A 22,096-nucleotide genomic window follows, 5' to 3' on the forward strand; every position below is an offset into this window, starting at 1 on the left:
GTCAGTCCTCCCGGCGGAAGAGGCTCAGCTGCACGAGCGAGACGACGATGACGAGGGCGAAGAAGAGGTAGGAGATCGCGGAGGCGTAGCCGAGCCGGTAGCCGGTGAACCCGACGTCGTAGACGTACTCCAGGATCGGCCGGGTCGAGCCGCCCGGGCCGCCCTTGGTGAGGATGTAGATCTGGTCGAAGACCTTGAGCGAGGCGAGGATCTGGAGCATGGCCACGAGCGCGGTGGTCCGGCGCAGCTGCGGCAGGGTGACGGACCACAGGCGCCGCCACGCGCCGGCCCCGTCCAGCGCCGCGGCCTCGTCGTAGGTGGCGGGCAGGGACTGCAACGCGGCGAGGTAGAGCAGGAAGTTGAAGCCGACCGTCCACCACACGGTGAGGGCGGCGATCGCCCACATGGCGACGGACTCGTCGGAGAGCCAGCCGACGGGGCCGATGCCGATGGCGTCCAGGAACTGGTTGGCCGGGCCGAGGTCCGGCTGGTAGAGCCAGCTCCAGATCAGCGTCACGACGGTCACGGGGAGCAGGTAGGGGGCGAAGAAGGCCAGTCGCCAGGCCCACTGGCCGGCGAGTCCGCTGTGCACCAGCAGCGCCATGGCCAGCGCCACCAGCACCAGCGGGACGCTCGATACAGCGGTGAAGAAGAGGGTGTTGCCGAGGCTGTTCCAGACCTCGGGGTCGCCGAGCGCCTCGGCGTAGTTGTCGAGGCCGACGAACGCCGTCCCGCGCAGGGCGAGCGAGGTGTCGGTGAGGCTCATCCACAGTCCCTGGACGACGGGCCACACCAGGAAGAGGCCGAACAGGAGCAGGAACGGCAGGACGAAGACCAGGCCGGAGCCGGGGGCGCTGCGGGCGGTGCGGGACTCGCCGGTGCGGCGGCGGCCGGTGCGGTGGTCGGACGAGCCGGCCGGCGCCTCCGCGCCGGGGGGTGCGGTGGTGGTCACGTGGGTCACTCCTTCAGCTCGTCAGGCCACCGGGTCGGGCTGCCGCAGCAGCGCGTCCGCCTCGCGGACCATCTGGCGCACCGCCTTCTCGGCGGTGGTGTTGCCCAGCAGCGCCGACTGGAGCGGCTGGGACATGCGGTTCTGGAAGGTGGAACCGGCCCCGGCGAACCAGTTCGGCGGGTCGAGCACGGCCACCTCCGCGGCGTCCGCGTACGAGGACTGCGGGTCGAGACGGGCGTACTCGGGCTCGGCGAGCACGGGCTGGTAGGCGGGGATGTGGCCGGCGCTCGCCCAGGTCAGGCTCTGCTTGAGGATGGCGGCCACGTACCGGTGGGCCTCGCGGCGCCGTGCCGGGTCGGGGTCGTCCTGGTGCGGCAGGACGAAGGCGTGGCTGTCCGTGTAGACGGCCGGCCGGTCGAAGACCTGTGGGAAGGGCGCGGCGCCGAGCGGGATGCCGGACTTCCGCAGGGTCGGCAGCTCCCACTCGCCGAGCATGGCCATGCCGCCACGGCGGCCGAGGAAACCGGCCATCGCCCCGTTGTAGTCGAGGTTGTTGGGGTTGGTCCGGCCGTCGAAGAGCCGCTGCATGAACGTCACGACGGTCACGGCGGCGTCGACGTCGATCCGTGGCGGCCCGCCCTCGGGCAGCGTGAAGCCGGCCCCGGTCTGGGCGTAGAGGGCGGCGAACTGCCGCCAGTTCTGCGCCGTGTCGGTGACGTGGCCGAAGAGGATGCCGGACTCGCCGGTCGCCTCGGCCAGCGCCCGCCCGGCGTCCAGCAGGGCGTCGGGCGAGCCCAGCGGCGCGAGTTCCCCGGAGGAGTCGAGCAGCCCCGCGGCGTCCGCGGCCTCCTTGTCGTAGAACACGATGAACGGGTGGACGTCGAGTGGGATCGCGTAGACGGTGCCGTCGTGCAGGGTGCGGGCCCGGACCGCCGGGGTGAAGTCCTGCGGGGTGACGCCGAACTCGGCGAGCAGGTCGAGGTCGAAGGGGTCCAGCAGACCGCCGGGCGCGTAGCCCGCCAGCCGGGACAGGTGCAGGACCGCGACGTCACAGGCCCGTCCGCCGGCGGCCGACATGGCCAGTTTGGTGTAGTACGACGGTCCCCAGTCCAGGATCGTCCGGTCGATCTCGAAGCCCCGCGCGCCGCCGGACACGTTCCTGATCATCTCGTCCATGAGCATGCCGTCGCCGCCCTGGAACAGGTCCCAGACGCTCAGGGCCGAGGGGCTGGACGCGGAGGCGGGCGGGGCGCAGCCGGACAGCGGTCCGGCGGCGAGCAGGGCGCCCGCCGCCCCCACGCCGTGGCGCAGCAGCCGGCGGCGGGTGGGGCCCTGCGCTCGGGCGGGTGGGGACGCTGCTTCGGGGACCGGGGAACGGTGGGACATCGCGGACCTTTCGACGGCCGGACACGCATGCCGGACCGGCGGCGGACCACGGCAGGGGCGGAGCACCGCGCGGCGGGCGGGAGGCGCACCGAGCGGTGCGGTGGCACGTTTTTACATCGATGTACATTGGCTGTAAAGAGCCGGGAGCGAACCGGCGCCGACCGTGCCGCAGGGCAGGCGCGGGCGGTCCGCCCTCGGGTCCGCGACCTGCCGGGACTTAGACTCGGCGGGTCCGAGGGGCAGGGAGGTTCCGGTGGCACGACCCAGGATCAAGGACGTCGCACGGCACGCGGGGGTGTCGGAGAAGACGGTCTCCAACGTGATCAACGACTACGCCCATGTCTCCGAGCGCACCCGGCGCGTGGTCCAGGAGGCCATCGAACAGCTCGGCTACAAGGTGAACCTGGCCGGCCGCCATCTGCGCAAGGGCCGGACCGGCATCATCGCGCTCGTCGTGCCCGAGCTGGACGTCCCGTACTTCGCCGAACTGGCCCGGCACGTCATCCGCGAGGCCGAGCGGCGTTCCCTGACCGTGCTCATCCACCAGACCGGCGGCGACCGCGACCACGAGCTGGCGGCCCTGGCCGGGTTCGGGTCCACCTTCGTCGACGGGGTCATCCTCAGCCCGCTCGCCCTGACCGCCGACGACCTGCGCGACCGCGCGGGCGCGCCGCCGACCGTCCTGCTGGGCGAGCTGCTGGAGGAGGGCGCGGACCATGTCGCCATCGACAACGAGAAGGCCGCGCGGGAGGCGACCGAGCATCTGATCGGCCTCGGGCGGCGCGCCGTCCTGGCCGTCGGCGGACGCGACGGCGCACGGCTCGGGACGGCCGAGTCGCGCACCCGCGGCTACCGCGCGGCCCTCGCCGAGGCGGGCATCGCCTGCGATCCGGCGGCCCTGCTGCCCGTCGGGTCCTTCCGGATGCCGGACGGCGCCGAGGCCGTGGCCCGGGCGCTGCGCGAGGGCATGCGGTTCGACGCGCTGCTCTGCTTCAACGACCAACTGGCGCTGGGTGCCCTGCGGGCACTGCACGAGCACGGTGTGCGGGTGCCCGAGGACGTCGCCGTCGTCGGCTTCGACGACGTGGAGGGCGGGCGGTTCAGCGTGCCGACGCTGAGCACGGTGGCCCCCGACAAGGCCGCCGTGGCCCGGGTCGCCGTCGAGCTGCTGCAACGCCGGATGGAGGAGGCGGCCGGCGAGGCCGGGGCGGACACGGCGCGGGCGGACGACCGCTCCCCCCAGGACCTGGTGGTACCGCACCGGCTCGTCCTGCGCGAGAGCACCGAGGGCGTGGAGCGGCGCTGACGGCCGGGCGACGCCCGCGCCGGGCCGGCGTCGCGGGGCGGCGTCGGCGACGTGCCGGGCGATTTTCATGCAAGCGCATTTTTTGCGCACGGCAGTACCGCGCGCACGCATGTATCCTCGCGGCCATGAAGGCGATCACACTCAAGAGCTATGGTTCCGCCGACGACCTGGAACTGACCGAGCAGCCCGAACCCAAGGTGGCCCCCGGCGAGGTCCTCGTCCGCGTGCGGGCCGCGGGGGTCAACCCGGTGGACTGGAAGCTGGGCGCCGGCATGCTGGACGACTTCGTCGAGAGCCGGTTCCCGCAGATCCCCGGCTGGGACGTCGCCGGGGTCGTCGAGCGGGTGGGGCTCGACGTCGGCGAGTTCGCCCCCGGTGACGAGGTGTTCGGCTACATCCGCAAGGACTGGGCGGAGCTGGGGTCGTACGCCGAGAAGGTGTCGGCGCACGTGCGCCTGCTGGCCCGCAAGCCGGCCTCGCTCTCCTGGGAGGAGGCCGCCGGAATGCCGCTGGCCGGCCTGACGGCGCTTCAGTCGCTGGAGCGGGTCGGCGTGCGTGAGGGCGAGACCGTGCTCGTCCACGCCGCCGCGGGCGGGGTGGGCTCGCTGGCCACGCAGATCGCCGTCGCCCGGGGTGCCCGGGTGATCGGCACCGCGAGCGAGTCCAACCACGCGTTCCTGCGCGGTCTGGGCGCCGAGCCCGTGACCTACGGGGACGGTCTCGCCGACCGGGTGCGGGCGCTCGCTCCCGACGGCGTCGACGCCGCGCTGGACTTCGTCGGCGGCGACGCCATCGACGCCTCCCTCGACCTGCTCCGGGACGCCGGGCGGCTGGCCTCGATCGTGGACCCGGACGCCGCGGCACGGGGCGGGCGGTACGTGTGGGTGCGGCCGGACTCGGCCGGCCTGGCCGCCCTGGGCCGGCTGGCCGACGAGGGCCGGCTCACGGTCCCCGTCGCCAGGGTCCTCCCGCTCGCCGAGGCCGCCGAGGCGTGGCGGCTGAGCGCCGAGGGCCGCACCCGGGGCAAGCTGGTGCTGTCGGTCGGCGATCACTGAGGCGGGACGCGGGCGGCGGCGAGGTGCGGCGCACCTCGCCGCCGTCGTGCGTACGTCGACGTCCGCCCCGGCCGGGGTGACCCGCTCAGCCCCGGGGGGCTGCTTCCCGGGCGGTGACCGCGCCCGCGGACTGGGCGGCGGGCCCCGACATCACGACGCGCGACCGGCTGTGCAGCCGCAGGGAGACGACGACGAGCGCGATCGCGACCAGGGTCATCGCCGCGCCGGCCCAGGCGGTGGCGGCGAAGCCGAAGCCCGCGTCGATGACCGTGCCTCCGAGCCACGGGCCGCCGGTGTTGCCCAGGTTGAACGCGGCGGTCGTCGTCGCGCCCGCGAGCGTCGGGGCTGCGCCCGCGACGTTGAACATCCGCGCGTTGAGCGCCGGCGCGGTGTAGAAGGCGGAGACGCCGAGCAGGAACGACAGGGCGACCACGGCGGCGGAGGCCGAGGCGAACAGCGCCAGGGCGGCCAGCAGCACGGTCGAGGCGACGATGCCGGAGAGCATCACGCCGAACAGGTGGGCGTCGGCGACCCGGCCGCCGATCGTCGTGCCGACCAGCGCCCCGACCCCGAACAGGGCGAGCACCATCGGCACCCAGCCGTCCGCCAGCCCGGCGACGTCGGTGAGCAGCGGGGCGAGATACGAGAAGGCGCAGAACACGCCGCCCGCGGCGAGCGCGGTCACGGCGATGGACAGCCACACCTGGCGGTCGCGGTAGATGGTCAACTCGCCCTTGAGCCGGGGGCGTCGTTCGGGCAGCGGGATGCGCGGGACCAGGGTGACCACGCCGACGAGCGCGACGGCGGAGGCCGCACCCACCGCCCAGAACGCGGACCGCCAGCCCAGGTGCTCGCCGAGGAACGCGCCGGCCGGGACGCCGAGGACGTTGGCGATCGACAGCCCGCCGATCATCACCGCCATCGCGCGGGCCCGCGCGGTCCGCGGCACCATCGCGATGGCGACGGCGGCGCCCACCGCCCAGAATCCGGCGCACGCCAGGGCGCTCACGACCCGGGAGACGAAGAGGACCGCGTAGTTCGGCGCCACGGCGCCCGCGACCTGGCCGAGGCCGAACACCGCGAGCAGGGTGACGAGCGTGGTCTTCCTCGGCAGCCGCAGTGTCGCGACGGCGAGCAGCGGCGCACCGACCACCATCCCGATCGCGAACGCCGATATCAGCAGTCCGGCCTGCGGGATCGTCACGTCCATGTCGTCGGCGATCGGCGGCAGCAGGCCGGAGAGCATGAACTCGCTCGTGCCGAGCGCGAAGACGGACAGGCCGAGGAGGTAGACGGCGAGCGGCATGCGCGCGGCCGCGCCGCGTACGGAAGGATCGGGCATGATCGTTGACAACGACGGCCCCCGGGCGGGCATTCCCGCACCGGCCCGCCGTCTCAGGATGCGGCCGGTGGCGTCAGTGCTCCCAGACGCCGGGCCCGCCGCCCCGCCATTCGATCCAGCCGGCCGTCCGGATGTCCGCCGCCTCCACGTCCTCCATGCCCGCTCGGCGCAGGAACTCGGCGATGTCCACCAAGGTGTACGCCAGGCCCAGGAAGGTTCCGTCGACACGGACCCGCCGGCCGCCGTCGGCGGCGGGCGGGTAGATCACCACGGGCAGATCGTCGGCCATGCCTCCCAGGGTGCGCCGGGCCCGGTCGGCGCGCATGCGGGGTGCGTCGGGGGCGGTACGCGGCCCGGCGGCCGGGCGGATCGGGGCACCCATAGGGTGACCTTCGTGTCTGCCTCCTTGAATTCCGCGAGAGTTCGCTCCGCACTCCACACGACCGCGCGGGTGTCCGTGGAGTTGCTGCTGATATGCGCCCTGGTCGCTGCCGGCCTCTGGCTGCTCGGACGCATGTGGTCCGTGGTGTGGCCCCTCGTCGTCGGCCTTCTGCTGACGACGCTCACCTGGCCCCTGGCCCGCTTCCTGCGGCGGCACGGGTGGCCGCCGGCGCTGGCCGCGGCGACGGTGACCGTGCTGTTCCTGCTGGCGGCCCTGGGCATCGTGGCGCTGATCGCGGTGCCGATGGCCTCCGAGACCGACGAGCTGACCGACGGGGTGACCGCGGGCATCCAGCAGCTGCGCGAGTGGGCGGCGGGGCCGCCGCTGAACATCGGCGACGACCAGATCACCGGGGCCGTCGACTCCGCCATGGCCCGGTTGCAGGACAGCGTCGGCAGCATGGTCACCGCCGTGGCGACGGGGGTGGGCACCGTGGCCAACGGCCTGATCACCGCCGTCCTGGCCGTCTTCCTGATGTTCTTCTTCCTCAAGGACGGGCCGCGGTTCCTGCCCTGGCTCACCCGGCAGCTGCCCGGCCGGCTCGCCGTCGACGTCCCGACCGTCGCCCTGCGCGGCTGGAACACGCTCGGGTCCTTCGTGCGCTCGCAGGCGCTCGTCGGCCTGCTCGACGCCGTCTTCATCGGCCTCGGCCTGTGGATCCTCGGGGTCCCGCTGGTGCTCCCGCTGGCCGTGCTGACGTTCGTGTCCGCGTTCGTGCCGATCGTGGGCGCCCTGTTCGCCGGGTTCGTCGCGGTGCTGATCGCCCTGGTGTCGAACGGCCTGACGGACGCGCTGATCGTGCTGGCGATCATCGTGGTGGTGCAGCAGCTGGAGGGCAACGTCTTCCAGCCCGTCATCCAGAGCCGTGGCCTCGGTCTGCACGCGGCGGTGATCCTGCTCGCGGTGACGCTGGGCGGCAGCCTGGCCGGCATCGTGGGCAGCCTCCTCGCCGTACCGGCCGCGGCGCTGATCGCCGTGGTGTGGGGATACGTCCGCGAGCAGCTCAGCGTGCCGCCCCGGGAGCCGGAGCCGGCGGCGTCCGGCTGACGGGAGGTCGCGGCGCATGGGGCCGCCCGCGCCGTGACCGATGAGTTTCCCCGCCGGGCGGGGTCAGTGAGTGACAGTTGGTGGTTCCCGCGCCCGCGGGGCCGCCGGCCGCGACCCCGCCCGCCTGTGCCGAGCCTCGGCCACGGAACTCCAGGAGACCTCAGATGCGCACCCTGATCAGCACCGCTTTCGTCTCGCTCGACGGCGTCGTGGAAGCCCCGGGCGGCGAGCCCGGTTACCGGAACTCGGGCTGGACCTTCAAGGAGGTCGAGTTCCTCCCGGAGGCCTACGAGATCAAGGGCCGCGAGCAGCAGGAGGCCGCGGCCCTGCTGCTGGGCCGGGTCAGCTACGAGGCGTTCAGCCCGGTCTGGCCGGACATGGAGGAGTTCGCCGACTACCTTCGGATGCCGAAGTACGTCGTCTCCACCACCCTCACCGAGGACGACCTGGTGTCGAACTGGGGCGAGACCACGATCCTGCGCTCGGTGGAGGACGTCGCCGCGCTGAAGGAGACCGAGGGCGGCCCGATCATCATGCACGGCAGCGCCGCCCTGAACCGGAGCCTGTCGGACGCCGGCCTCATCGACCGGTACCACCTGCTGGTGTTCCCGCTGCTGCTCGGTGCCGGCAAGCGCCTCTTCAGCGACACGGACAAGGACACCCAGAAGCTGAAGCTGGTCGAGCACGAGGCGTACGCCAACGGCGTGCAGAAGAACGTCTTCGACGTCGTCCGCTGACGCCCCCGCCCGGCCGCGCCCCGGTCATCCCCGGGGCAGCAGGGCGAGTTCGCCGTTCAGTTCGCGCAGGAAGCGTACGACCACGGCCAGTTCGTCCCGCGTGAAGCGTTCGCACGCCGCGCCGGTGCCGCGGGCGAGGGGACGGAAGTAGTCCCTGGCGACCTCGCGCCCCGCTTCCGCGTAGTGCAGATGCACGACCCGGCGGTCGCCGGCGGCCCGGACGCGCCGGATGTGCCCGGCCTTCTCCAGCCGGTCGATGCACGCCGTCACGGCGCCGGACGTGAGGTCGAGGCGGCGGCGCAGGGCACCGGGCGTCATGGGGCCGTCGTCGCCGGCGTCCAGGATGGCGATCAGGGCGAGCACGTCGGTCAGGTGCAGGCCCTGCACCCGGGCGAACTCCTGGGCGAACCGGTTGAACTCGCCGTTCATCCGGCGCAGCAGAACGGCGAAGGTCTGCAACCCCACGGGATCGTCGGAAGGAGGCGGCGGGGAGGGGTCGTCGGTGCCGGGCATGCCTCCAGTATACGATCACTCAATCATCGAGATACTTGATGACTGAGTAATCGACGATCCCTGGGAGACGTCCGTGACTACCGCAGCCCGCCGCGTCCGGTGGGTCATCCCGCTCGTCCTGCTGCTCGCCTGGCTGGGCATCGGCGGAACCCTCGGCCCCTACGCCGGCAAGCTCGGCGAGGTGGCCACCGAGGACCAGGCCGCGTTCCTGCCCCGGAGTGCCGAGTCCACCCGCGTCCTTCAGGCCCGTGACGCGTTCGACCAGTCCGAGACCCTGCCGGCCGTGGTCGTCTGGACCACGGACGGGGCACGGATCACCGAGGCCCAGCAGGAAGCCGCCACCCGCTCCCTCGGCGCGCTCGCCGGCGAGCCCGGTGTGGTGGGCCGCCCGTCGCCCGCCCTGCTCTCCGCCGACCGCCAGGCGTTGCAGGCCGTCGTCCAGCTGGCGCCCGACCTGGGCGAGGAACTGCCCGCGGCCCTCGACGCGGTGCGCGACGCGGCCCGGGAGGTTCCGGGCACGACGGCGAGGATCGCCGGACCGGCGGCGAGCCGGGCCGATCTGTCGGACGCGTTCTCGGGCATCGACGGGCTGCTGCTCGGGGTCGCGCTCGGTGCCGTGCTGCTGATCCTGCTGCTGGTCTACCGGAGCGTGCTGCTGCCGTTCGTGATCATCCTCGGTTCCGTCTTCGCTCTGGGTCTCGCCTGCGCCGTGGTCTACGCCCTGGCCGAGCGGGACGTCGTCCGGGTCGACGGACAGGTGCAGGGCATCCTCTCGATCCTGGTGATCGGCGCCGCCACCGACTACGCCCTGCTGCTGACGGCGCGCTTCCGCGAGGAACTCGCCGCACGCGGGGACCGTGCCGCGGCGGCGCTGGCCGCGGTGCGCCGTTCGTTCGGCGCGATCACCGCGAGCGCGGCCACCGTGGCGCTCGGGCTGCTGGCCCTGCTCGCGAGCGACCTCACCAACAACCGAGCCCTCGGCCCCGTAGGCGCCATCGGCATCGTCTGCGCCGTGCTCTCGGCGCTCACCTTCCTGCCGGCCGCACTGGCCCTGCTGGGGCGCGCCGCGTACTGGCCGTCCCGGCCGAAGCCGGCGGCTCAGGGGGCGCGGGGCGACGGCGTGTGGCACCGGGTCGCCGCGACGGTGGACCGCCGGCCGCGGCGCACCTGGGTGGTGACCGCGCTCGTCCTCGGCGTCTGCGCGGCCTTCTCCCCCACCCTGTCCGCCAAGGGCGTGCCGCTGGACGAGATCTTCGTCAACGACGCCCCCTCGGTCGCCGCGCAGCGGGCCCTCGGCGAGCACTTCCCCGGCGGGTCCGGCAACCCGGCGGTCATCATCGCCGACGCCGACCGCACCGCCGAGGTGACCGCCGTGGCACGCGGCACCGAGGGCGTGGCGTCGGCCGGCGCGGTCTCCGCCTCCGGACGGCCCGGCGCCGGTGAACCGCTCGTCGTCGACGGGCGGGTACGCGTCGACGCCACCCTCCGGGCCGCCGCGGACAGCGACGCGGCGAAGGAGACGGTCGAGCGGCTGCGCGCGAGGGTGCACGCGATCCCCGGGGCCGACGCCCTGGTCGGCGGGTACACGGCGCAGCAGGTCGACACCCAGCGGACCGCCGCCCGGGACCGGACGGTCATCGTGCCGGTCGTGCTCGCGATCATCCTGCTGATCCTGATGACGCTGTTGCGCTCCCTGCTCGTCCCGGTGCTGCTGGTGGCGACGGTCGCGCTCAACTTCGCGGCGACGCTGGGGGTTTCGGCGCTCGTCTTCGAGCACCTCCTCGGCTTCGGCGGGACGGACGCGTCGGTGCCGCTGTACGGCTTCGTGTTCCTGGTCGCGTTGGGCGTCGACTACAACATCTTCCTGATGTCCCGGGTGCGGGAGGAGTCACTCGCGCACGGCACCCGGCAGGGCGTGCTGCGCGGACTGACCACGACCGGCGGAGTGATCACCTCCGCGGGTGTGGTGCTCGCCGCGACGTTCGCGGCGCTGATGGTCATTCCGCTGGCGTTCCTGGTGCAGATCGCGTTCATCGTCGCCTTCGGCGTGCTGCTCGACACGCTCGTGGTCCGTTCGCTGCTGGTGCCCGCGCTGGTGGTCGACATCGGACGCGTGGCGTGGTGGCCCAGCGCGCTGGCACGCGCCGCCACGGGCCCCTCGGCCGGGGAGCCTTCTGACGGCACGTCACACCGCGGGTGAGGAGCCGGGTCCGCGGAGTCCCGCGTCCCGCGCGCAGGGCGCTCCCGGGTTGGGTGGTGCGCCGAGTGGCAGGGCTGGGCCGGGTGGGTGATGGTGGTGGAGGTGCGTCCGAAAGGAGGCTCGGAGATGCAGTCGTTCACGAACACCGCCAGAGCAGGCCTGGTGAGCGTCGTCGTACTGGGACTCACACTCCTGACCGCGCTGACCACCGGCACGAGCGCGGCGGCACCCGGCAGGGTCTGCGGCACGGACGGGGCCTCGGGCCTGGCCGTCTCGGCCGACGGGACGACGTCGTGCGCCACCGCTCTGCGGGTCGCCGGAGCCTACACGCAGCAGGCACGCGGCGCGACCGGGACCACGGTGACCGTCCGTGCCGACGGGACCGCCTGGAACTGCCGGGAGCAGCAGGGCGATCCGAACCCCTACCAGAGGTGTGTGGCCGCCGCGGACGCGAGCCGCTGGGTCACGCTGACGTCCTAGAGCCCGCGCGCCCACCGTCCGAACCGCACGTTCCCGTCCTGGATCCGCCCGCGTAACGGAGGTGTCCCATGGTGTCTCGCCGCATGTTCGCCGGCGCGGCCGGAGCCGCGGCCGCACTCGTCCTGGCCCTGCCCACGGCGGCACAGGCCGCACCGACCGTCTCGAACGCCTGCTCAAGGGCGCTGGCCGTCGCCGAGAAGTCGCAGAAGGACTACGAGTCCTGGCTGCAGTGGTACCGGGACCTCGTCGACCAGGGCGGCCACCCCGGTGAGGCCGGGCGGCAGGCCGTGGCCGACGCCAAGGCCGACCGCGACCGGACGGCCTCCCAGGCCCAGCGCGTCTGCGGCCCGTGACCGCCCGACCGTGAGGGTGCCGTGCGTCCGGCGGGGCGCACGGCACCCGGTCATTCCGGCAGATGCGCCTCGGGCGCGTCCGGACGGTGGTCCGGCAGCGCCGAGCGGGCCGCGGCCTCGTCGTGCAGCCGCAGGAACTCCAGGTGCCGCTCGTACTGGTCGAGGATGTCGGCGATGAGCTGGTCCTTGGTGTAACCCATCACGTCGTAGCCCTGGTTGCCCTCGGCGAGCTGCACCTCGAAGCGCACGTAGGTGTCGTGCGTGGTGACCGACCGGGTGGCGAACCCGGGGGTCGGCGTCTCGACGGGCCAGACCTGGTAGACGAACTCGTCGCTCTCGCCGATCGGCACCCGCAGCCCGACGTGGGCGAGGCCGTTGTCGGGTTGCACGCCCTCCAGGGACTCGGCCTCGGCGCCCTGTTGCCGCAGCTCCTGGGCGACGTCCCCGAAGGCGGGACGGCACACCTCGTCGACGAACCGGGTGGCCGCGCGCCTGCCGGGGAACGCCATCGCCCGTGCCAGCCGCCGACGCCAGTTGGGCGCGCCGGGCGGGCCGTGGGGCGTGGTCCGGCCGGACAGCGATCCCGGCAGCGTGGTGATCTGCGCTTCCTCCCGCATGCGTTCGGTGCGCAGCGCCAGGTAGAGCCCCGCCATGATGAGGAACATCACGAAGGAGAACGGAAGGCCCATGATGATGGTCGCGTCGGTGAGCGCCTGCACGCCGCCCACGATGAGCATGGCGAGGGTGAGCAGTCCCGTCGTCACCGCCCAGAAGATGCGCAGCCACGGCTTGGCGTCGGTCACCGGGCTGGGCAGGTCGGAGCTGAGGTTGCCCATGACCAGCGCCCCGGAGTCGGCGGAGGTGACGTAGAGCAGCAGGCCCACGAACGTGGCCAGTCCGGCGCTGAACAGCGCGCCGGGGTACTGCTCCAGCAGTCCGTAGAAGCCCTGTTCGGGGGAGGCCATAGCGGTCTGGCCGAACTCGGTGTCGCCGTCGCGCACCACGAACAGCGCGCTGTTGCCGAAGACGGCCAGGAACAGACCGGTGAAGACGAACGGGATGATCAGGGTCGCCGCGACGAACTGACGCAGGGTCCGGCCGCGGGAGATGCGGGCCAGGAACAGTCCCACGAACGGTGCCCAGGCGATCCACCAGGCCCAGAAGAACAGCGTCCAGGCGTCCAGCCAGTCGGTCGGCTGGTCGTAGGCGAAGGTGTTCAGCGTCATCGACGGGAAGCGGCTGACGTAGTCGCCGACGTTCTGCACGAGGGAGTTGAGCAGCCGGATCGGTTCGCCGACGACCAGGACGAACAGCATCAGCAGGGCCGCGAGGAGGACGTTGAGCTGCGACAGCCGGCGAATGCCCTTGTCGACACCGGCCACCGCGGACACCGTCGCCATCACCGCGGCCACGACGATGAGACCGATCTGCGCGGGGAGCCCCTCCGGCACGTCGAACAGGACCTTCAGGCCGTAGTTGAGCTGCACCACGCCGATGCCGAGCGACACCGAGATGCCGAACACCGTGCCGATGATGGCCGCGAGGTCGACGGCGTCGCCGATCCGGCCGTGGATCCGCCGGCCGATGATCGGGTACAGCGCCGAGCGGATCGCGAGCGGCAGCCGGTAGCGGAAGGCGAAGTAGCCGAGCACCATGCCCATCAGCGCGTACATGGCCCAGCCGGTGATGCCGTAGTGGAACAGCGTCCACACCACGGCCTGCCGGGCGGCCTCCACCGTCTCGGGGTCGCCTTCCGGCGGGGCGAGGTAGTGGCTGACCGGACCGGCGACCGAGAAGAACATCAGGTCGATGCCGATGCCGGCCGCGAAGAGCATCGCCGCCCAGGCGAACAGCCCGTAGTCGGGCTTGTAGTGCTTGGGGCCCAGCTTGATCGTGCCGTACTTCGACACCCCGATGAACACCACGAAGGCCAGGTACAGCGTCGCGGCGAGGAAGTAGTACCAGCCGAACCAGGAGGAGATCCTGTCGACGGCCACGCCGATGGCCTTCTCCGCGCCGGACGGGGTGACGATCGCCCAGATGGAGATGGCGAGCACCAGCGCCGCCGACCCGGCGAACACGACGGGTTTCAGCCTGCCCGTGCCCTCCGTCTCCGCCTCCGCACCCTCCGGTGCCGCCCCGCCGCTCTGGTCTCCGACACTCGACATAGACGTGTTCCTCCACGCGCGACGCAGTTGACGCGCCAGTCTCCTAGCAATCGCGCGGCGCAGTCCAGCACCCGGGCGACGTGTCCCGACGGCGGGATCAGGCCAGCACGGCCTCCCAGGTGTCCACGGCGTGGTGCACCTCCATGCCGTGACGGGCGTACAGCCGCGGGGCGCCCGTCGCGTTCGCCGTGTCGACGCCGAGCCCGACGGTGTCCCGGCCGCGGGCCGCGAACTCCGCGAACGCGTGCCGGAGCAGGAAGCCGCCCAGTCCCCGGCCGCGCGCCTCGGGCAGGACGCCCACGTTGCGGATCCAGCCCATGGCCCGGCGGTCGCCCCGGGCCAGCAGGAACCCGGCGTCGCCCAGGTCGTCGATGGTCAGGATCCACACCAGCGACCAGTCGAGGCTCTCGGCGTCGATGTCGTGCAGCCACTGCCGGTAGTCGCGGGGCTGGAAGTCGAAGTGACCGGCGAACGCGGCCTGGTACAGCTCGTGCACCCGGACGCGGTCCGCCTCGCCGCCGCAGCTGCGCAGGCGCACGCCCGCCGGCGGGATGGGCCGGCGGTCCCGGGCCGGGTCCACGGGGCGGTGCAGGACGTGGTAGCGGCGTACGGTCTTCCAGCCGCGGTCGGCGAGGAGGGCGGTGTCGGTGGTGGGCCGGCTGTTGAGGTGCAGGTGCACGACGGCGCGGGCGGCGCCGTTGCCGCGTGCCTTCTCCAGGGCCCGGGCTTCCATCGCGGCCAGGAGCCGCAGTCCGGTCCGCTGGTGGTCGGGCAGGACGTAGTGGTCGATGTCGATGCGCTCGCCGCCGGACTCGTCCCACACCAGTCCGTACGCGACGAGCCGCCCGCCGTCGAAGGCGAGCCAGGAGTCGCGCTCCAGGTCCGTCTCCGGATGCTTCAGGTAGGCCTCGACGGTGTGCTGCTCCGTCTCGGGGCGGCCGATCTCCATCCGGTCGATCTCGTTGAGGAGCGCGGTGACGGCGGGTGCGTCGGCGAGCGTGGCCGGGCGCAGGGAGGCAGGGTGCGGGGAGGCGAGGGGCGGGGAGGCAGGGGGCATGGGGGAAGCGTCGGGGGCGCCGATGGGCCGCCGCAACGGATTTTCCGTCGGCGGCGGCCCACCGGCGCCCGCGTTCGGCGCTCTGCCGGTTGTGCGGCCGTGCCCTCAGTCCTGCGCGACCAGGGACGGGGTCGACCTGGTCAGCACCTCGCCGCGGAAGAAGGCGGGACTGCGCCGGCGCATCACGCTCATGATCACCAGGCCGAGGAGGAGCAGTCCCACGCCGATCACGAAGACGGAGCCGACCCCGAAGACGGACGAGCCGCTGCCGTAGGCGGGGTCCCACATGTCGATCAGCGTCTTGGCGAAGACGGCCGCGAGCAGCAGACCGCCGAGCACCGGGAAGACGCCCTTGAACACCAGGTCGCGGCCGGACCTGCGCAGGTCGGCGCGGAAGTACCAGGCGCAGGCGAAGGCCGTCAGCGCGTAGTAGAAGCAGATCATCAGGCCGAGGGCGTAGATCGTGTCGACCAGCACGTGCTCGCTGACCAGGGTCATCACCGTGTAGAAGACACCGGTCGCGACGCCGGCCGTGACCGTGGCCCGTCCCGGGGTGCGGAAGCGCGGGTGGACCTCGGCGTAGGAGGCGGGCAGTGCCTCGTACGCCGACATGGCCAGCACGGTGCGGGCGACGGGGATGAAGGTGGTCTGCAGGCTGGCCGCGGCCGAGGCGACGACGGCGACGAAGAGCAGGACGCCGAGCACCGGGCCCATCACCGGGCCGGCGAGGGCGGCGAAGACGTTGTCGGAGGTCTCGGGGTTGGCGAGACCGAGGCCCTGGTCGCCGGAGCCGACGACCATCTGGGCGGCGATGCCGGTGGCGAGGTAGGAGCCGACGAGCACGATCATGGCGACGAGTGCCGCGCGGCCCGGCGTGCGGCCGCTGCCGCTGGTCTCCTCGTTGGCCGTCAGACAGGCGTCCCAGCCCCAGTACATGAAGATCGACAGCGACAGGCCGGCGGTGAAGGCCGCGAAGGACTGGACGGCGAACGGGTTCAGCCAGGACCAGGAGAAGTCGGCCGAGGTCGGGAACCGGGCGCTGCCGGCCTTGGCGAAGGCCATCGCGACGAACACGGCGAGGACCACCAGTTGCAGCGCGACGAGGGCGTACTGAAGTCCCTTGGTCGCGGTCATGCCGCGGTAGCTGACCACCGTGGCGATCGCGATGAGGGCCAGGCAGGTCACGATGTGGACCGCTTTGTTCCCGTCGAGCGCCGCCACCGCGTCACTGCCGGTGATCTCGCCCGCGAGCAGCCAGAAGTACGAGGTCGCCACGCCGGCCAGGTTCGACAGCACGATGATGGTGGCGATGACCAGTCCCCAGCCGCACATCCAGCCGAGGCGGGGCCCGAAGGCCTTGACCGTCCAGGTGAACGAGGTGCCGCAGTCGGGCATCGCCCGGTTCAGCTCGCGGTAGGCGAAGGCCACCAGCAGCATCGGCAGGAAACCGGCGAGGAAGATCGCCGGCATCTGGAGGCCGACCTCGCCGGCGGTGGAGCCGAGCGTGGAGGTCAGGCAGTAGACCGGCGCGACCGTGGAGACCCCGATGACCGCACTGCCCAGCAGGCCCACGGAATTGCCGCTGAGGCCCTTCTCCCGCACTCCTTCCGCGGGAGCCCCGTCATGCTTGTCGGTGGCCTGAAGCCGTACGTCCAGCTGAGTCATGCACGAGACGTTAGATCCTGCGGTTTCCGTGGTGACGGTTCCTTGAGGTAACCCCGCGAGGCCCACGAGAGCCCCTACTTCAAGGGTCGACTAGGTCAGGTCACCTTCATTCCTAAGGCCTCCCGCCGAGTCGCATCCGGCTTTCCAAAGGGTGAACAATCGGTGTCCGATATTCGGTAATCGCAGCGGAGCCCGTTTTGCTCCGTTCCCGGTTTCCCATGTGATCTGCGTCACCGGCAATATCGGCCAGCCTCACGGGCCGGTGCGCGGGCGGGCGGCGAGGGTGAGTGCTCCGTCGGGCGACAGGGCCACGTCCACCCCCTCGCTGATCCGGTCGAGCGTCGAGCGCAGCCAGGCGCGGTCCTCCCGGTCCGCGTGCTCCAGACGCATCCGGCGCGCCCGCAGCGGCACCATCCGCACCGAGGCGAGCCGGCCCGTGCCGGCCTCGACCGAGACCAGGTGGGCGAGGCGGAGGTCGTCGCGGTACTCCTCGAACCCGCCGATGCCCTCGTAGTCGTCGATGAAGTCCCCGCAGCCGTAGAGGATCAGCCGGTCGCGGTACACCTCCACGGGGCGGGGGTGGTGCGAGGAGTGTCCGTGGACGACGTCGACGCCGCCGTCCACCAGGGCGTGCGCGAAGCGGACCTGGCCCTCGTGGACCCGGTAGCCCCAGTTGGAGCCCCAGTGGACGGACACCACCGTGACGTCACCCGGCCGTCCGGCCTGCCGCACCCGCCGGGCCAGGGCCTCGGCGGCCGCGGTGGTCGGCTCGGCGACGTAGGCGACCCCGGACTGCCGCCGGGTCGCCGTCCAGCTCGGCGGGATGCCGCTGGAGGCCGTGCCGACGGCGTGGACCAGGACCCGGGTGGCGGGGCCGACGGGGACCACGGCGGGCGCGTGCGCCGCCGCGGCGTCCCGCCCGGCACCGGCCACCCGCAGCCGCGCCGCCGCCAGGGTGTCGAGGGTCTCAGCCAGGCCGCGCCGTCCGAAGTCGAGCACGTGGTTGTTGGCCAGCACGCAGACGTCCGGCCGGGCCACGGTCAGTGCGGGCACGTTGGCCGGGTGCATCCGGTAGTGGACCGCCTTGCCGGGGGCGAACTCGCCGTCGGCGGTGACCGCCGTCTCCAGGTTCAGGATCCGCACGTCGGGCGCGGCCCGCTCCAGCACGTCCAGGGACTCGCCCCACGGCCAGTCGGGGGCGACCGGCGCCGGGACCGGGCCGCCGGCCCGCTCGGCCAGCTCCACGTAGCAACGCGCGTCCCTGATCCACTCCTCCCGCAGCTCCGGGTCGCCCGGGTGGGCGAGGATCTGGTCGATCCCCCGGCCGAGCATGACGTCACCGCACAGGAACAGGGTCACGACGCCGCCGCGCCCGCCGCCGCCTTCCCGGTACGTGTCCATCTCCCGCACCTCCCGCGCCGTCCGGGCGGGCCGTGTGGCCCCGGCCTCTCCTGGACCGACTACCCCGCGCTCCGCGATGATCGACCGCGACGGAGCACGAGCGGCGGACGACCGAGTGAGGCGATGAGACGGTGTGGCCACGAGTCGGCGGTATGCGGACGATGGAACTCGGCACCCCGGGCGCCCTGCGGTCCCGGCTGAACGCCCTGGTGCTGGCCGGCCGGAAACGGGCCACCACCGGGCTGCTCGCCGAGTACGTGGCGGAGACCGAGGGGCTGGAGTTCGTCGGCGAACGGCTGGCCCTGCTGGACGACGACGGCCGGGCCGTCGCCACCCTGGAGATCACCGGAGTCGAGCTGACGCCCTTCGGCCGGGTCACCTGGGAGCACGCCGCCGCCGAGGGCGAGGGGAACAGTTCCCTCCAGGAGTGGCGGGACGGCCACCGGCGCTTCTGGGAGGGCATCGGCACGCCCGTCGCGGACGACACCCCGCTGGTCTGCCTGTCCTTCCGGGTGGTGGAGGCCGCCTGACGGCGGGGTGCGCGGTCAGTGGGCGTGGACGCCCGCCTCGTGCAGCGAGTAGCCCCAGTCGGTGCCGCGGTCCAGGAACTGGAGGCGGACGTGGCGGGCCGGTGTGGCCGGGAAGCGGGCGGTGTCCAGGCCGCCGTCGCCGGCCGTGGTGGACCAGACCGTGCGCCACCGCTCGCCGTCGGTGGACACCTCCACCCGGTAGGACCTCGCGTACGCGCGTTCCCAGTCGAGGGTGACGCGGCCGACCCGGTGGGTGGCGCCCAGGTCGACGCGCAGCCACTGGCCGTCGCTCCAGCCGCTGGCCCAGCGGGTGCCCCGGTCGCCGTCCACGGCCCGGCCGGCCGCGTAGCTCGTGAACGGGTTCCACTCCGTGGAACTGGCCGTGGCCGGCGCTCCGGCGGCGAGGTTCACGGCGGCCCGGTGCCGTTCGGAGGCCCCCCAGGTGTCGAGGTAGGACTCGGCGCCGCTCAGGAGGTCGTCGACCACGTCCTGGCCGCCGACGAGCCGGAGGTCCTCGATCCAGTCCGGGACCAGTCCGTAGTGCGCGGCTCCGTCGGTGTTCAGGTCCCAGGTGCGCTCGCCGGTGGTCTGGCGGTCGATGACGGAGCCGCCGTCGGCGCTGCGGAACGGGTACCTGACCGGGTTCTCGGTGTCCGCGCCGCGCGGGCCCGGCCAGCCGCCGACGCCGTTCATGTCCGTGCCGTAGCCGTAACCCACGCCGTACTTCTCGCGCAGGGCGTCGGTGCGCTCCGCCTCCGCGGTGAACTGCTGCGAGCCGTGCATGTACTGGGCGATGAAACCGCCGAGGCCGTAGACGCGTTCGGTCCAGTTCAGGTCCATCCAGCTGTGCGAGGACAGCACGCCGGGGTAGGACTCCGCCTCGAACAGGTCGAGCACGCGGCCGGTGGCCTTGACGCTCATGTGGTCGATCTCGAGCATCATGCCGCGCCGCATCATGCCGCGCACGGCGTACTCGCCGAGGTCGGTGAGCCCCCGGACGTTGCACCGCGCGTCGCCGTCGTACGAGGGGACGCGCACGCCGGCCGGCAGCTTCTCCTCGGCCCGCGGTGCCGCGGCCAGGCCGATGGGGTTGTCGCGCTGGGGGCCGGTGCACTCCTCGGTCTTCCAGAAGGTCCCGGTCGACAGGAACTGGCCGACGTTGATCGCGGTGCCGAGTGCTCCGGAGTCGAAGCGGACGCCGCACAGCGCGTTGTCGAACTTGTGGCACAGGAACATGCTGCGCACGCCCAGCGCGTACAGCTCGTCCAGCCCCTCGTCGATGTCCTCCCGGTCGCACTGCGGGACGTCCAGGACCTGCTTGCAGCCGAACGGCTCCGAGGTCTCCACACCCAGGACCACCGCCAGCTTGCCCTGTTCGATCACCTCGCGGGCCTGGGCGCTGTCGGTGACGATGCGGAACCAGCCCTTGCCCGGACCGCCGTACATCCGGTCGACGTAGGCCTGGAGGTCGTACGTCAGCTTCGCCTGGAGGCGGATGGAGGTCATCTCGTCGCAGCCGCGGTCCTTGAAGAAGTAGACCGAGCAGATCACCCCGTTGGTGACGAGGTCGTTGACCATCACCCGCTGACCGCCGCGCCAGGCCCGTTCCACCCAGGCGTAGTAGTTCTGCTGGTGGGTCAGCGAGTCGTGGGCGGGCCAGTCCCGGAAGGTGGGCCAGCCGACCGGGTCGTGCCGGCCGTCGCCGCCGCCGGTGATGAAGTCGAAGACCGCGAGCGAACCGTCGGGGTAGTGCTCCGGACAGTCCTTCAGCGCCTCGGCGATGCCCGCCTCGGAGAAGGTCTTCCCGCAGATCAGCCGCCCGCCGAAGGCCTCGTTGGACATCAGGTGGTTGTGCGCGTCGACGAAGCCGCGCACCTCGCCCTCGGCGTTCGTGCCCCGGAACGGCTCGCCGGTGACGCCGATCGCGCTGTCCGGCGCGGGCCGCGCGACCGGGTTCCACCACGCGCCGTCCGCCGCGGAACTCGGCGCCGGCACGAGGGCGGTGGCCAGCAGCAGCAGGAGCGAGACGACGGTGAGGCCGGTGCGTCGGCGGTACGGGCGGCGGGCGATGGTCACGGGCCACGTCCCTCGGTCGGCGGGATGGCACGGTCGACGAGCCGGTCCCCCGGACCGTGAGCGCTCCCCCGGGCGGCGGGTTGTCATGACCGGCACAATGGCTGCTGACGCAGCATCGCCGGTCCCGCCCGGGACGTCAAGAGTCGCGGGGCCCGGCCTCCGCGGGGCCGGACGCTCCCGGAGTCGCCACTGAGGCCGTTTCCCTTCCGGGATCGTTGAACGGGACACCGCAACCGTTGCGCCTCGCGGGCCGTCTTGCACCGGAAGGCGACGAAGAGGTGAGAATGGCGACGGACGGTGACCGGGCGGACACGGTGAGGGCGCGTGCAGCCCGGTGGGCGCGGCGGCGGGCGGGGCAACCGGCCCGGGACGGGGCCTCACACCGGGGGTGGGCGGGAAGCAGGGGCCGGGTGCTCGGCGGCCTGGCGGTGCTCACGGCCGCGCTCCTGGCCTTCCACGGCGCGGTGCCCAACTCCGTGGGGCGACTGGGCAGTCTGCTGGAGACGTTCCTTCCCTGGCTGGGCCTCGTCGTGCCGGCGCTGCTCGTCCTGGCCCTGGTGCGTCGTTCGGTCCTGGCCCTGGTCGCCCTGGTCCTGCCGGCAACCGCCTGGGCCTTGCTCTTCGGCGGCCTGCTGCTGCCCGCGGCCGCCGGAGAGGGGCCCGGGCTGACCGTGGTGCAGCACAACGTCAGCGACGAGAACGCGGACCCCGCGGGCACGGCCCGTGCGCTGGCCGGTGCGGACCCCGACCTGATCGCGCTGCAGGAGCTGGTCCCCTCGGCGCTGCCGGCCTACGAGCGGGTTCTCGCCGAGGAGTTCCCCCACCACGCCGTGCGGGGCACGGTCGGGCTGTGGTCGAGGTATCCGCTGAGCGACGCCCGGCCGGTGGACATCAGGCCCACCGGCTTCGGGCCGGACTGGCGCCGCGCGCTGCGTGCCACGGTCCGCACGCCGCACGGTGAGATCGCCGTCCACGTCGCCCACCTGCCGTCGGTGCGCATCGGGGCGAGCGGGCTCGGGTCCGCCCCGCGCGACGAGAGCGCCGCCCTGCTGGGCGAGGCGATCGCCGCCGAGAGGCTGCGCCGGGTGATCCTGCTGGGTGACCTCAACGGCACCGTCGACGACCGCGGGCTCGCCCCGCTGACCTCGCGCCTGGACCCGGCGGAGCGGGGCTTCGCGTTCAGCTTCCCGGCCGCCTTCCCGGTGGCCCGGATCGACCAGGTCATGGCCCGCTCGGCGACCGTCGGGCACATCCGTTCGCTGCCCGCCACCGGCAGCGACCATCTGCCGGTCGCCACCCGGGTCCACCTGGGCTGACGCGCCGCCGGCCACTGCGCGCCGCGTTCTCGCCGCCCGTGTCGCGGGGTGCGCCGCCCCGGCCGCTTGG

The 22,096-nt window shown here is 72.9% G+C and carries 19 protein-coding genes; 9 read left to right on the forward strand and 10 right to left on the reverse strand.

The window, feature by feature from the left end; genetic code table 11:
* Window position 1: 1 nt before the first annotated feature.
* Together ACZ45Q_RS21200 and ACZ45Q_RS21205 are read right to left on the reverse strand one after the other, a co-directional pair.
* Window positions 2-952 carry a carbohydrate ABC transporter permease gene (locus ACZ45Q_RS21200; RefSeq protein ID WP_468263505.1) on the reverse strand — a complete coding sequence of 317 codons (951 nt, stop codon included), beginning with the start codon at window positions 950-952 and terminating at the stop codon, window positions 2-4.
* 21 nt (window positions 953-973) lie between these two features.
* The gene (locus tag ACZ45Q_RS21205) at window positions 974-2,338 is read right to left on the reverse strand and encodes an extracellular solute-binding protein (RefSeq protein WP_468263507.1); all 1,365 of its coding nucleotides are present in this window, start codon (window positions 2,336-2,338) and stop codon (window positions 974-976) included.
* Window positions 2,339-2,591: 253 nt separating this feature from the next.
* Here ACZ45Q_RS21205 and ACZ45Q_RS21210 point away from each other — a divergent pair, with 253 nt between their 5' ends.
* Window positions 2,592-3,644 (forward strand): LacI family DNA-binding transcriptional regulator, encoded by a 1,053-nt coding sequence (locus ACZ45Q_RS21210; protein WP_468263510.1) that lies wholly within the window; start codon window positions 2,592-2,594, stop codon window positions 3,642-3,644.
* A 125-nt stretch (window positions 3,645-3,769) separates the two neighbouring features.
* A complete protein-coding gene (locus ACZ45Q_RS21215) occupies window positions 3,770-4,699 on the forward strand; it encodes an NADP-dependent oxidoreductase (protein ID WP_468263513.1) in 930 nt (309 codons plus the stop codon).
* Between the two features lie 85 nt (window positions 4,700-4,784).
* Here ACZ45Q_RS21215 and ACZ45Q_RS21220 read toward each other — a convergent pair whose 3' ends face one another.
* Together ACZ45Q_RS21220 and ACZ45Q_RS21225 are read right to left on the reverse strand one after the other, a co-directional pair.
* Window positions 4,785-6,005, reverse strand: coding sequence for a Cmx/CmrA family chloramphenicol efflux MFS transporter (locus tag ACZ45Q_RS21220; RefSeq protein ID WP_468263904.1), 1,221 nt, complete (start codon window positions 6,003-6,005; stop codon window positions 4,785-4,787).
* A gap of 109 nt (window positions 6,006-6,114) precedes the next feature.
* Complete coding sequence (locus tag ACZ45Q_RS21225) at window positions 6,115-6,330, reverse strand: hypothetical protein (protein ID WP_468263907.1); 216 nt, start codon at window positions 6,328-6,330, stop codon at window positions 6,115-6,117.
* A 105-nt stretch (window positions 6,331-6,435) separates the two neighbouring features.
* On the opposite strand from ACZ45Q_RS21225, the gene ACZ45Q_RS21230 reads away from it, so the two are divergent.
* Window positions 6,436-7,530 (forward strand): AI-2E family transporter, encoded by a 1,095-nt coding sequence (locus ACZ45Q_RS21230; RefSeq protein ID WP_468263516.1) that lies wholly within the window; start codon window positions 6,436-6,438, stop codon window positions 7,528-7,530.
* A gap of 164 nt (window positions 7,531-7,694) precedes the next feature.
* Window positions 7,695-8,267 (forward strand): dihydrofolate reductase family protein, encoded by a 573-nt coding sequence (locus ACZ45Q_RS21235; RefSeq protein WP_468263519.1) that lies wholly within the window; start codon window positions 7,695-7,697, stop codon window positions 8,265-8,267.
* A 24-nt stretch (window positions 8,268-8,291) separates the two neighbouring features.
* Here the strand turns inward: ACZ45Q_RS21235 and ACZ45Q_RS21240 are convergent, their stop codons facing one another.
* On the reverse strand, window positions 8,292-8,780 hold the full coding sequence (locus tag ACZ45Q_RS21240) for a MarR family winged helix-turn-helix transcriptional regulator (RefSeq protein WP_468263522.1): 489 nt from the start codon (window positions 8,778-8,780) through the stop codon (window positions 8,292-8,294).
* A 73-nt stretch (window positions 8,781-8,853) separates the two neighbouring features.
* On the opposite strand from ACZ45Q_RS21240, the gene ACZ45Q_RS21245 reads away from it, so the two are divergent.
* The 3 genes from ACZ45Q_RS21245 (at window position 8,854) to ACZ45Q_RS21255 (ending at window position 11,813) form a co-directional block, all read left to right on the forward strand.
* Window positions 8,854-10,980 carry an MMPL family transporter gene (locus tag ACZ45Q_RS21245; protein ID WP_468263525.1) on the forward strand — a complete coding sequence of 709 codons (2,127 nt, stop codon included), beginning with the start codon at window positions 8,854-8,856 and terminating at the stop codon, window positions 10,978-10,980.
* 126 nt (window positions 10,981-11,106) lie between these two features.
* Complete coding sequence (locus ACZ45Q_RS21250) at window positions 11,107-11,460, forward strand: hypothetical protein (RefSeq protein ID WP_468263528.1); 354 nt, start codon at window positions 11,107-11,109, stop codon at window positions 11,458-11,460.
* Between the two features lie 68 nt (window positions 11,461-11,528).
* On the forward strand, window positions 11,529-11,813 hold the full coding sequence (locus tag ACZ45Q_RS21255) for a hypothetical protein (protein WP_468263530.1): 285 nt from the start codon (window positions 11,529-11,531) through the stop codon (window positions 11,811-11,813).
* 50 nt (window positions 11,814-11,863) lie between these two features.
* On the opposite strand, the gene betT is transcribed toward ACZ45Q_RS21255, so the two are convergent.
* The 4 genes from betT to ACZ45Q_RS21275 all read right to left on the reverse strand — a co-directional run bounded on the left by betT (window position 11,864) and on the right by ACZ45Q_RS21275 (window position 18,104).
* Window positions 11,864-13,981: a choline BCCT transporter BetT gene (gene betT, locus ACZ45Q_RS21260; RefSeq protein ID WP_468263533.1), complete on the reverse strand. Its 2,118-nt coding sequence runs from the start codon at window positions 13,979-13,981 to the stop codon at window positions 11,864-11,866.
* A gap of 97 nt (window positions 13,982-14,078) precedes the next feature.
* Window positions 14,079-15,038: a GNAT family N-acetyltransferase gene (locus tag ACZ45Q_RS21265; protein ID WP_468263536.1), complete on the reverse strand. Its 960-nt coding sequence runs from the start codon at window positions 15,036-15,038 to the stop codon at window positions 14,079-14,081.
* Between the two features lie 105 nt (window positions 15,039-15,143).
* A complete protein-coding gene (locus ACZ45Q_RS21270) occupies window positions 15,144-16,703 on the reverse strand; it encodes an APC family permease (protein WP_468263539.1) in 1,560 nt (519 codons plus the stop codon).
* Between the two features lie 252 nt (window positions 16,704-16,955).
* Window positions 16,956-18,104 (reverse strand): CapA family protein, encoded by a 1,149-nt coding sequence (locus ACZ45Q_RS21275; protein WP_468263542.1) that lies wholly within the window; start codon window positions 18,102-18,104, stop codon window positions 16,956-16,958.
* A gap of 152 nt (window positions 18,105-18,256) precedes the next feature.
* On the opposite strand from ACZ45Q_RS21275, the gene ACZ45Q_RS21280 reads away from it, so the two are divergent.
* Window positions 18,257-18,634, forward strand: coding sequence for an ASCH domain-containing protein (locus tag ACZ45Q_RS21280; RefSeq protein ID WP_468263545.1), 378 nt, complete (start codon window positions 18,257-18,259; stop codon window positions 18,632-18,634).
* Window positions 18,635-18,649: 15 nt separating this feature from the next.
* Here the strand turns inward: ACZ45Q_RS21280 and ACZ45Q_RS21285 are convergent, their stop codons facing one another.
* Window positions 18,650-20,710, reverse strand: a complete 2,061-nt coding sequence (locus ACZ45Q_RS21285; RefSeq protein WP_468263547.1) for a galactose-binding domain-containing protein — start codon at window positions 20,708-20,710, stop codon at window positions 18,650-18,652.
* Window positions 20,711-20,994: 284 nt separating this feature from the next.
* On the opposite strand from ACZ45Q_RS21285, the gene ACZ45Q_RS21290 reads away from it, so the two are divergent.
* On the forward strand, window positions 20,995-22,026 hold the full coding sequence (locus ACZ45Q_RS21290; protein WP_468263550.1) for an endonuclease/exonuclease/phosphatase family protein: 1,032 nt from the start codon (window positions 20,995-20,997) through the stop codon (window positions 22,024-22,026).
* The last annotated feature ends 70 nt before the right edge of the window (window positions 22,027-22,096 follow it).

The sequence above is a fragment of the Streptomyces sp. NPDC031049 genome, from assembly GCF_055571015.1.

What these genes read in the sequence shown, in the direction of transcription:
- ACZ45Q_RS21250 (WP_468263528.1), top strand. Translation starts at nt 11,107, where the DNA reads ATGCAGTCGTTCACGAACACCGCCAGAGCAGGCCTGGTGAGCGTCGTC.
- ACZ45Q_RS21280 (WP_468263545.1), top strand. Translation starts at nt 18,257, where the DNA reads ATGCGGACGATGGAACTCGGCACCCCGGGCGCCCTGCGGTCCCGGCTG.
- ACZ45Q_RS21255 (WP_468263530.1), top strand. Translation starts at nt 11,529, where the DNA reads ATGGTGTCTCGCCGCATGTTCGCCGGCGCGGCCGGAGCCGCGGCCGCA.
- ACZ45Q_RS21265 (WP_468263536.1), bottom strand. Translation starts at nt 15,038, where the DNA reads ATGCCCCCTGCCTCCCCGCCCCTCGCCTCCCCGCACCCTGCCTCCCTG.
- ACZ45Q_RS21290 (WP_468263550.1), top strand. Translation starts at nt 20,995, where the DNA reads ATGGCGACGGACGGTGACCGGGCGGACACGGTGAGGGCGCGTGCAGCC.
- ACZ45Q_RS21240 (WP_468263522.1), bottom strand. Translation starts at nt 8,780, where the DNA reads ATGCCCGGCACCGACGACCCCTCCCCGCCGCCTCCTTCCGACGATCCC.
- betT (WP_468263533.1), bottom strand. Translation starts at nt 13,981, where the DNA reads ATGTCGAGTGTCGGAGACCAGAGCGGCGGGGCGGCACCGGAGGGTGCG.
- ACZ45Q_RS21205 (WP_468263507.1), bottom strand. Translation starts at nt 2,338, where the DNA reads ATGTCCCACCGTTCCCCGGTCCCCGAAGCAGCGTCCCCACCCGCCCGA.
- ACZ45Q_RS21235 (WP_468263519.1), top strand. Translation starts at nt 7,695, where the DNA reads ATGCGCACCCTGATCAGCACCGCTTTCGTCTCGCTCGACGGCGTCGTG.
- ACZ45Q_RS21215 (WP_468263513.1), top strand. Translation starts at nt 3,770, where the DNA reads ATGAAGGCGATCACACTCAAGAGCTATGGTTCCGCCGACGACCTGGAA.
- ACZ45Q_RS21275 (WP_468263542.1), bottom strand. Translation starts at nt 18,104, where the DNA reads ATGGACACGTACCGGGAAGGCGGCGGCGGGCGCGGCGGCGTCGTGACC.
- ACZ45Q_RS21270 (WP_468263539.1), bottom strand. Translation starts at nt 16,703, where the DNA reads ATGACTCAGCTGGACGTACGGCTTCAGGCCACCGACAAGCATGACGGG.
- ACZ45Q_RS21225 (WP_468263907.1), bottom strand. Translation starts at nt 6,330, where the DNA reads ATGGCCGACGATCTGCCCGTGGTGATCTACCCGCCCGCCGCCGACGGC.
- ACZ45Q_RS21220 (WP_468263904.1), bottom strand. Translation starts at nt 6,005, where the DNA reads ATGCCGCTCGCCGTCTACCTCCTCGGCCTGTCCGTCTTCGCGCTCGGC.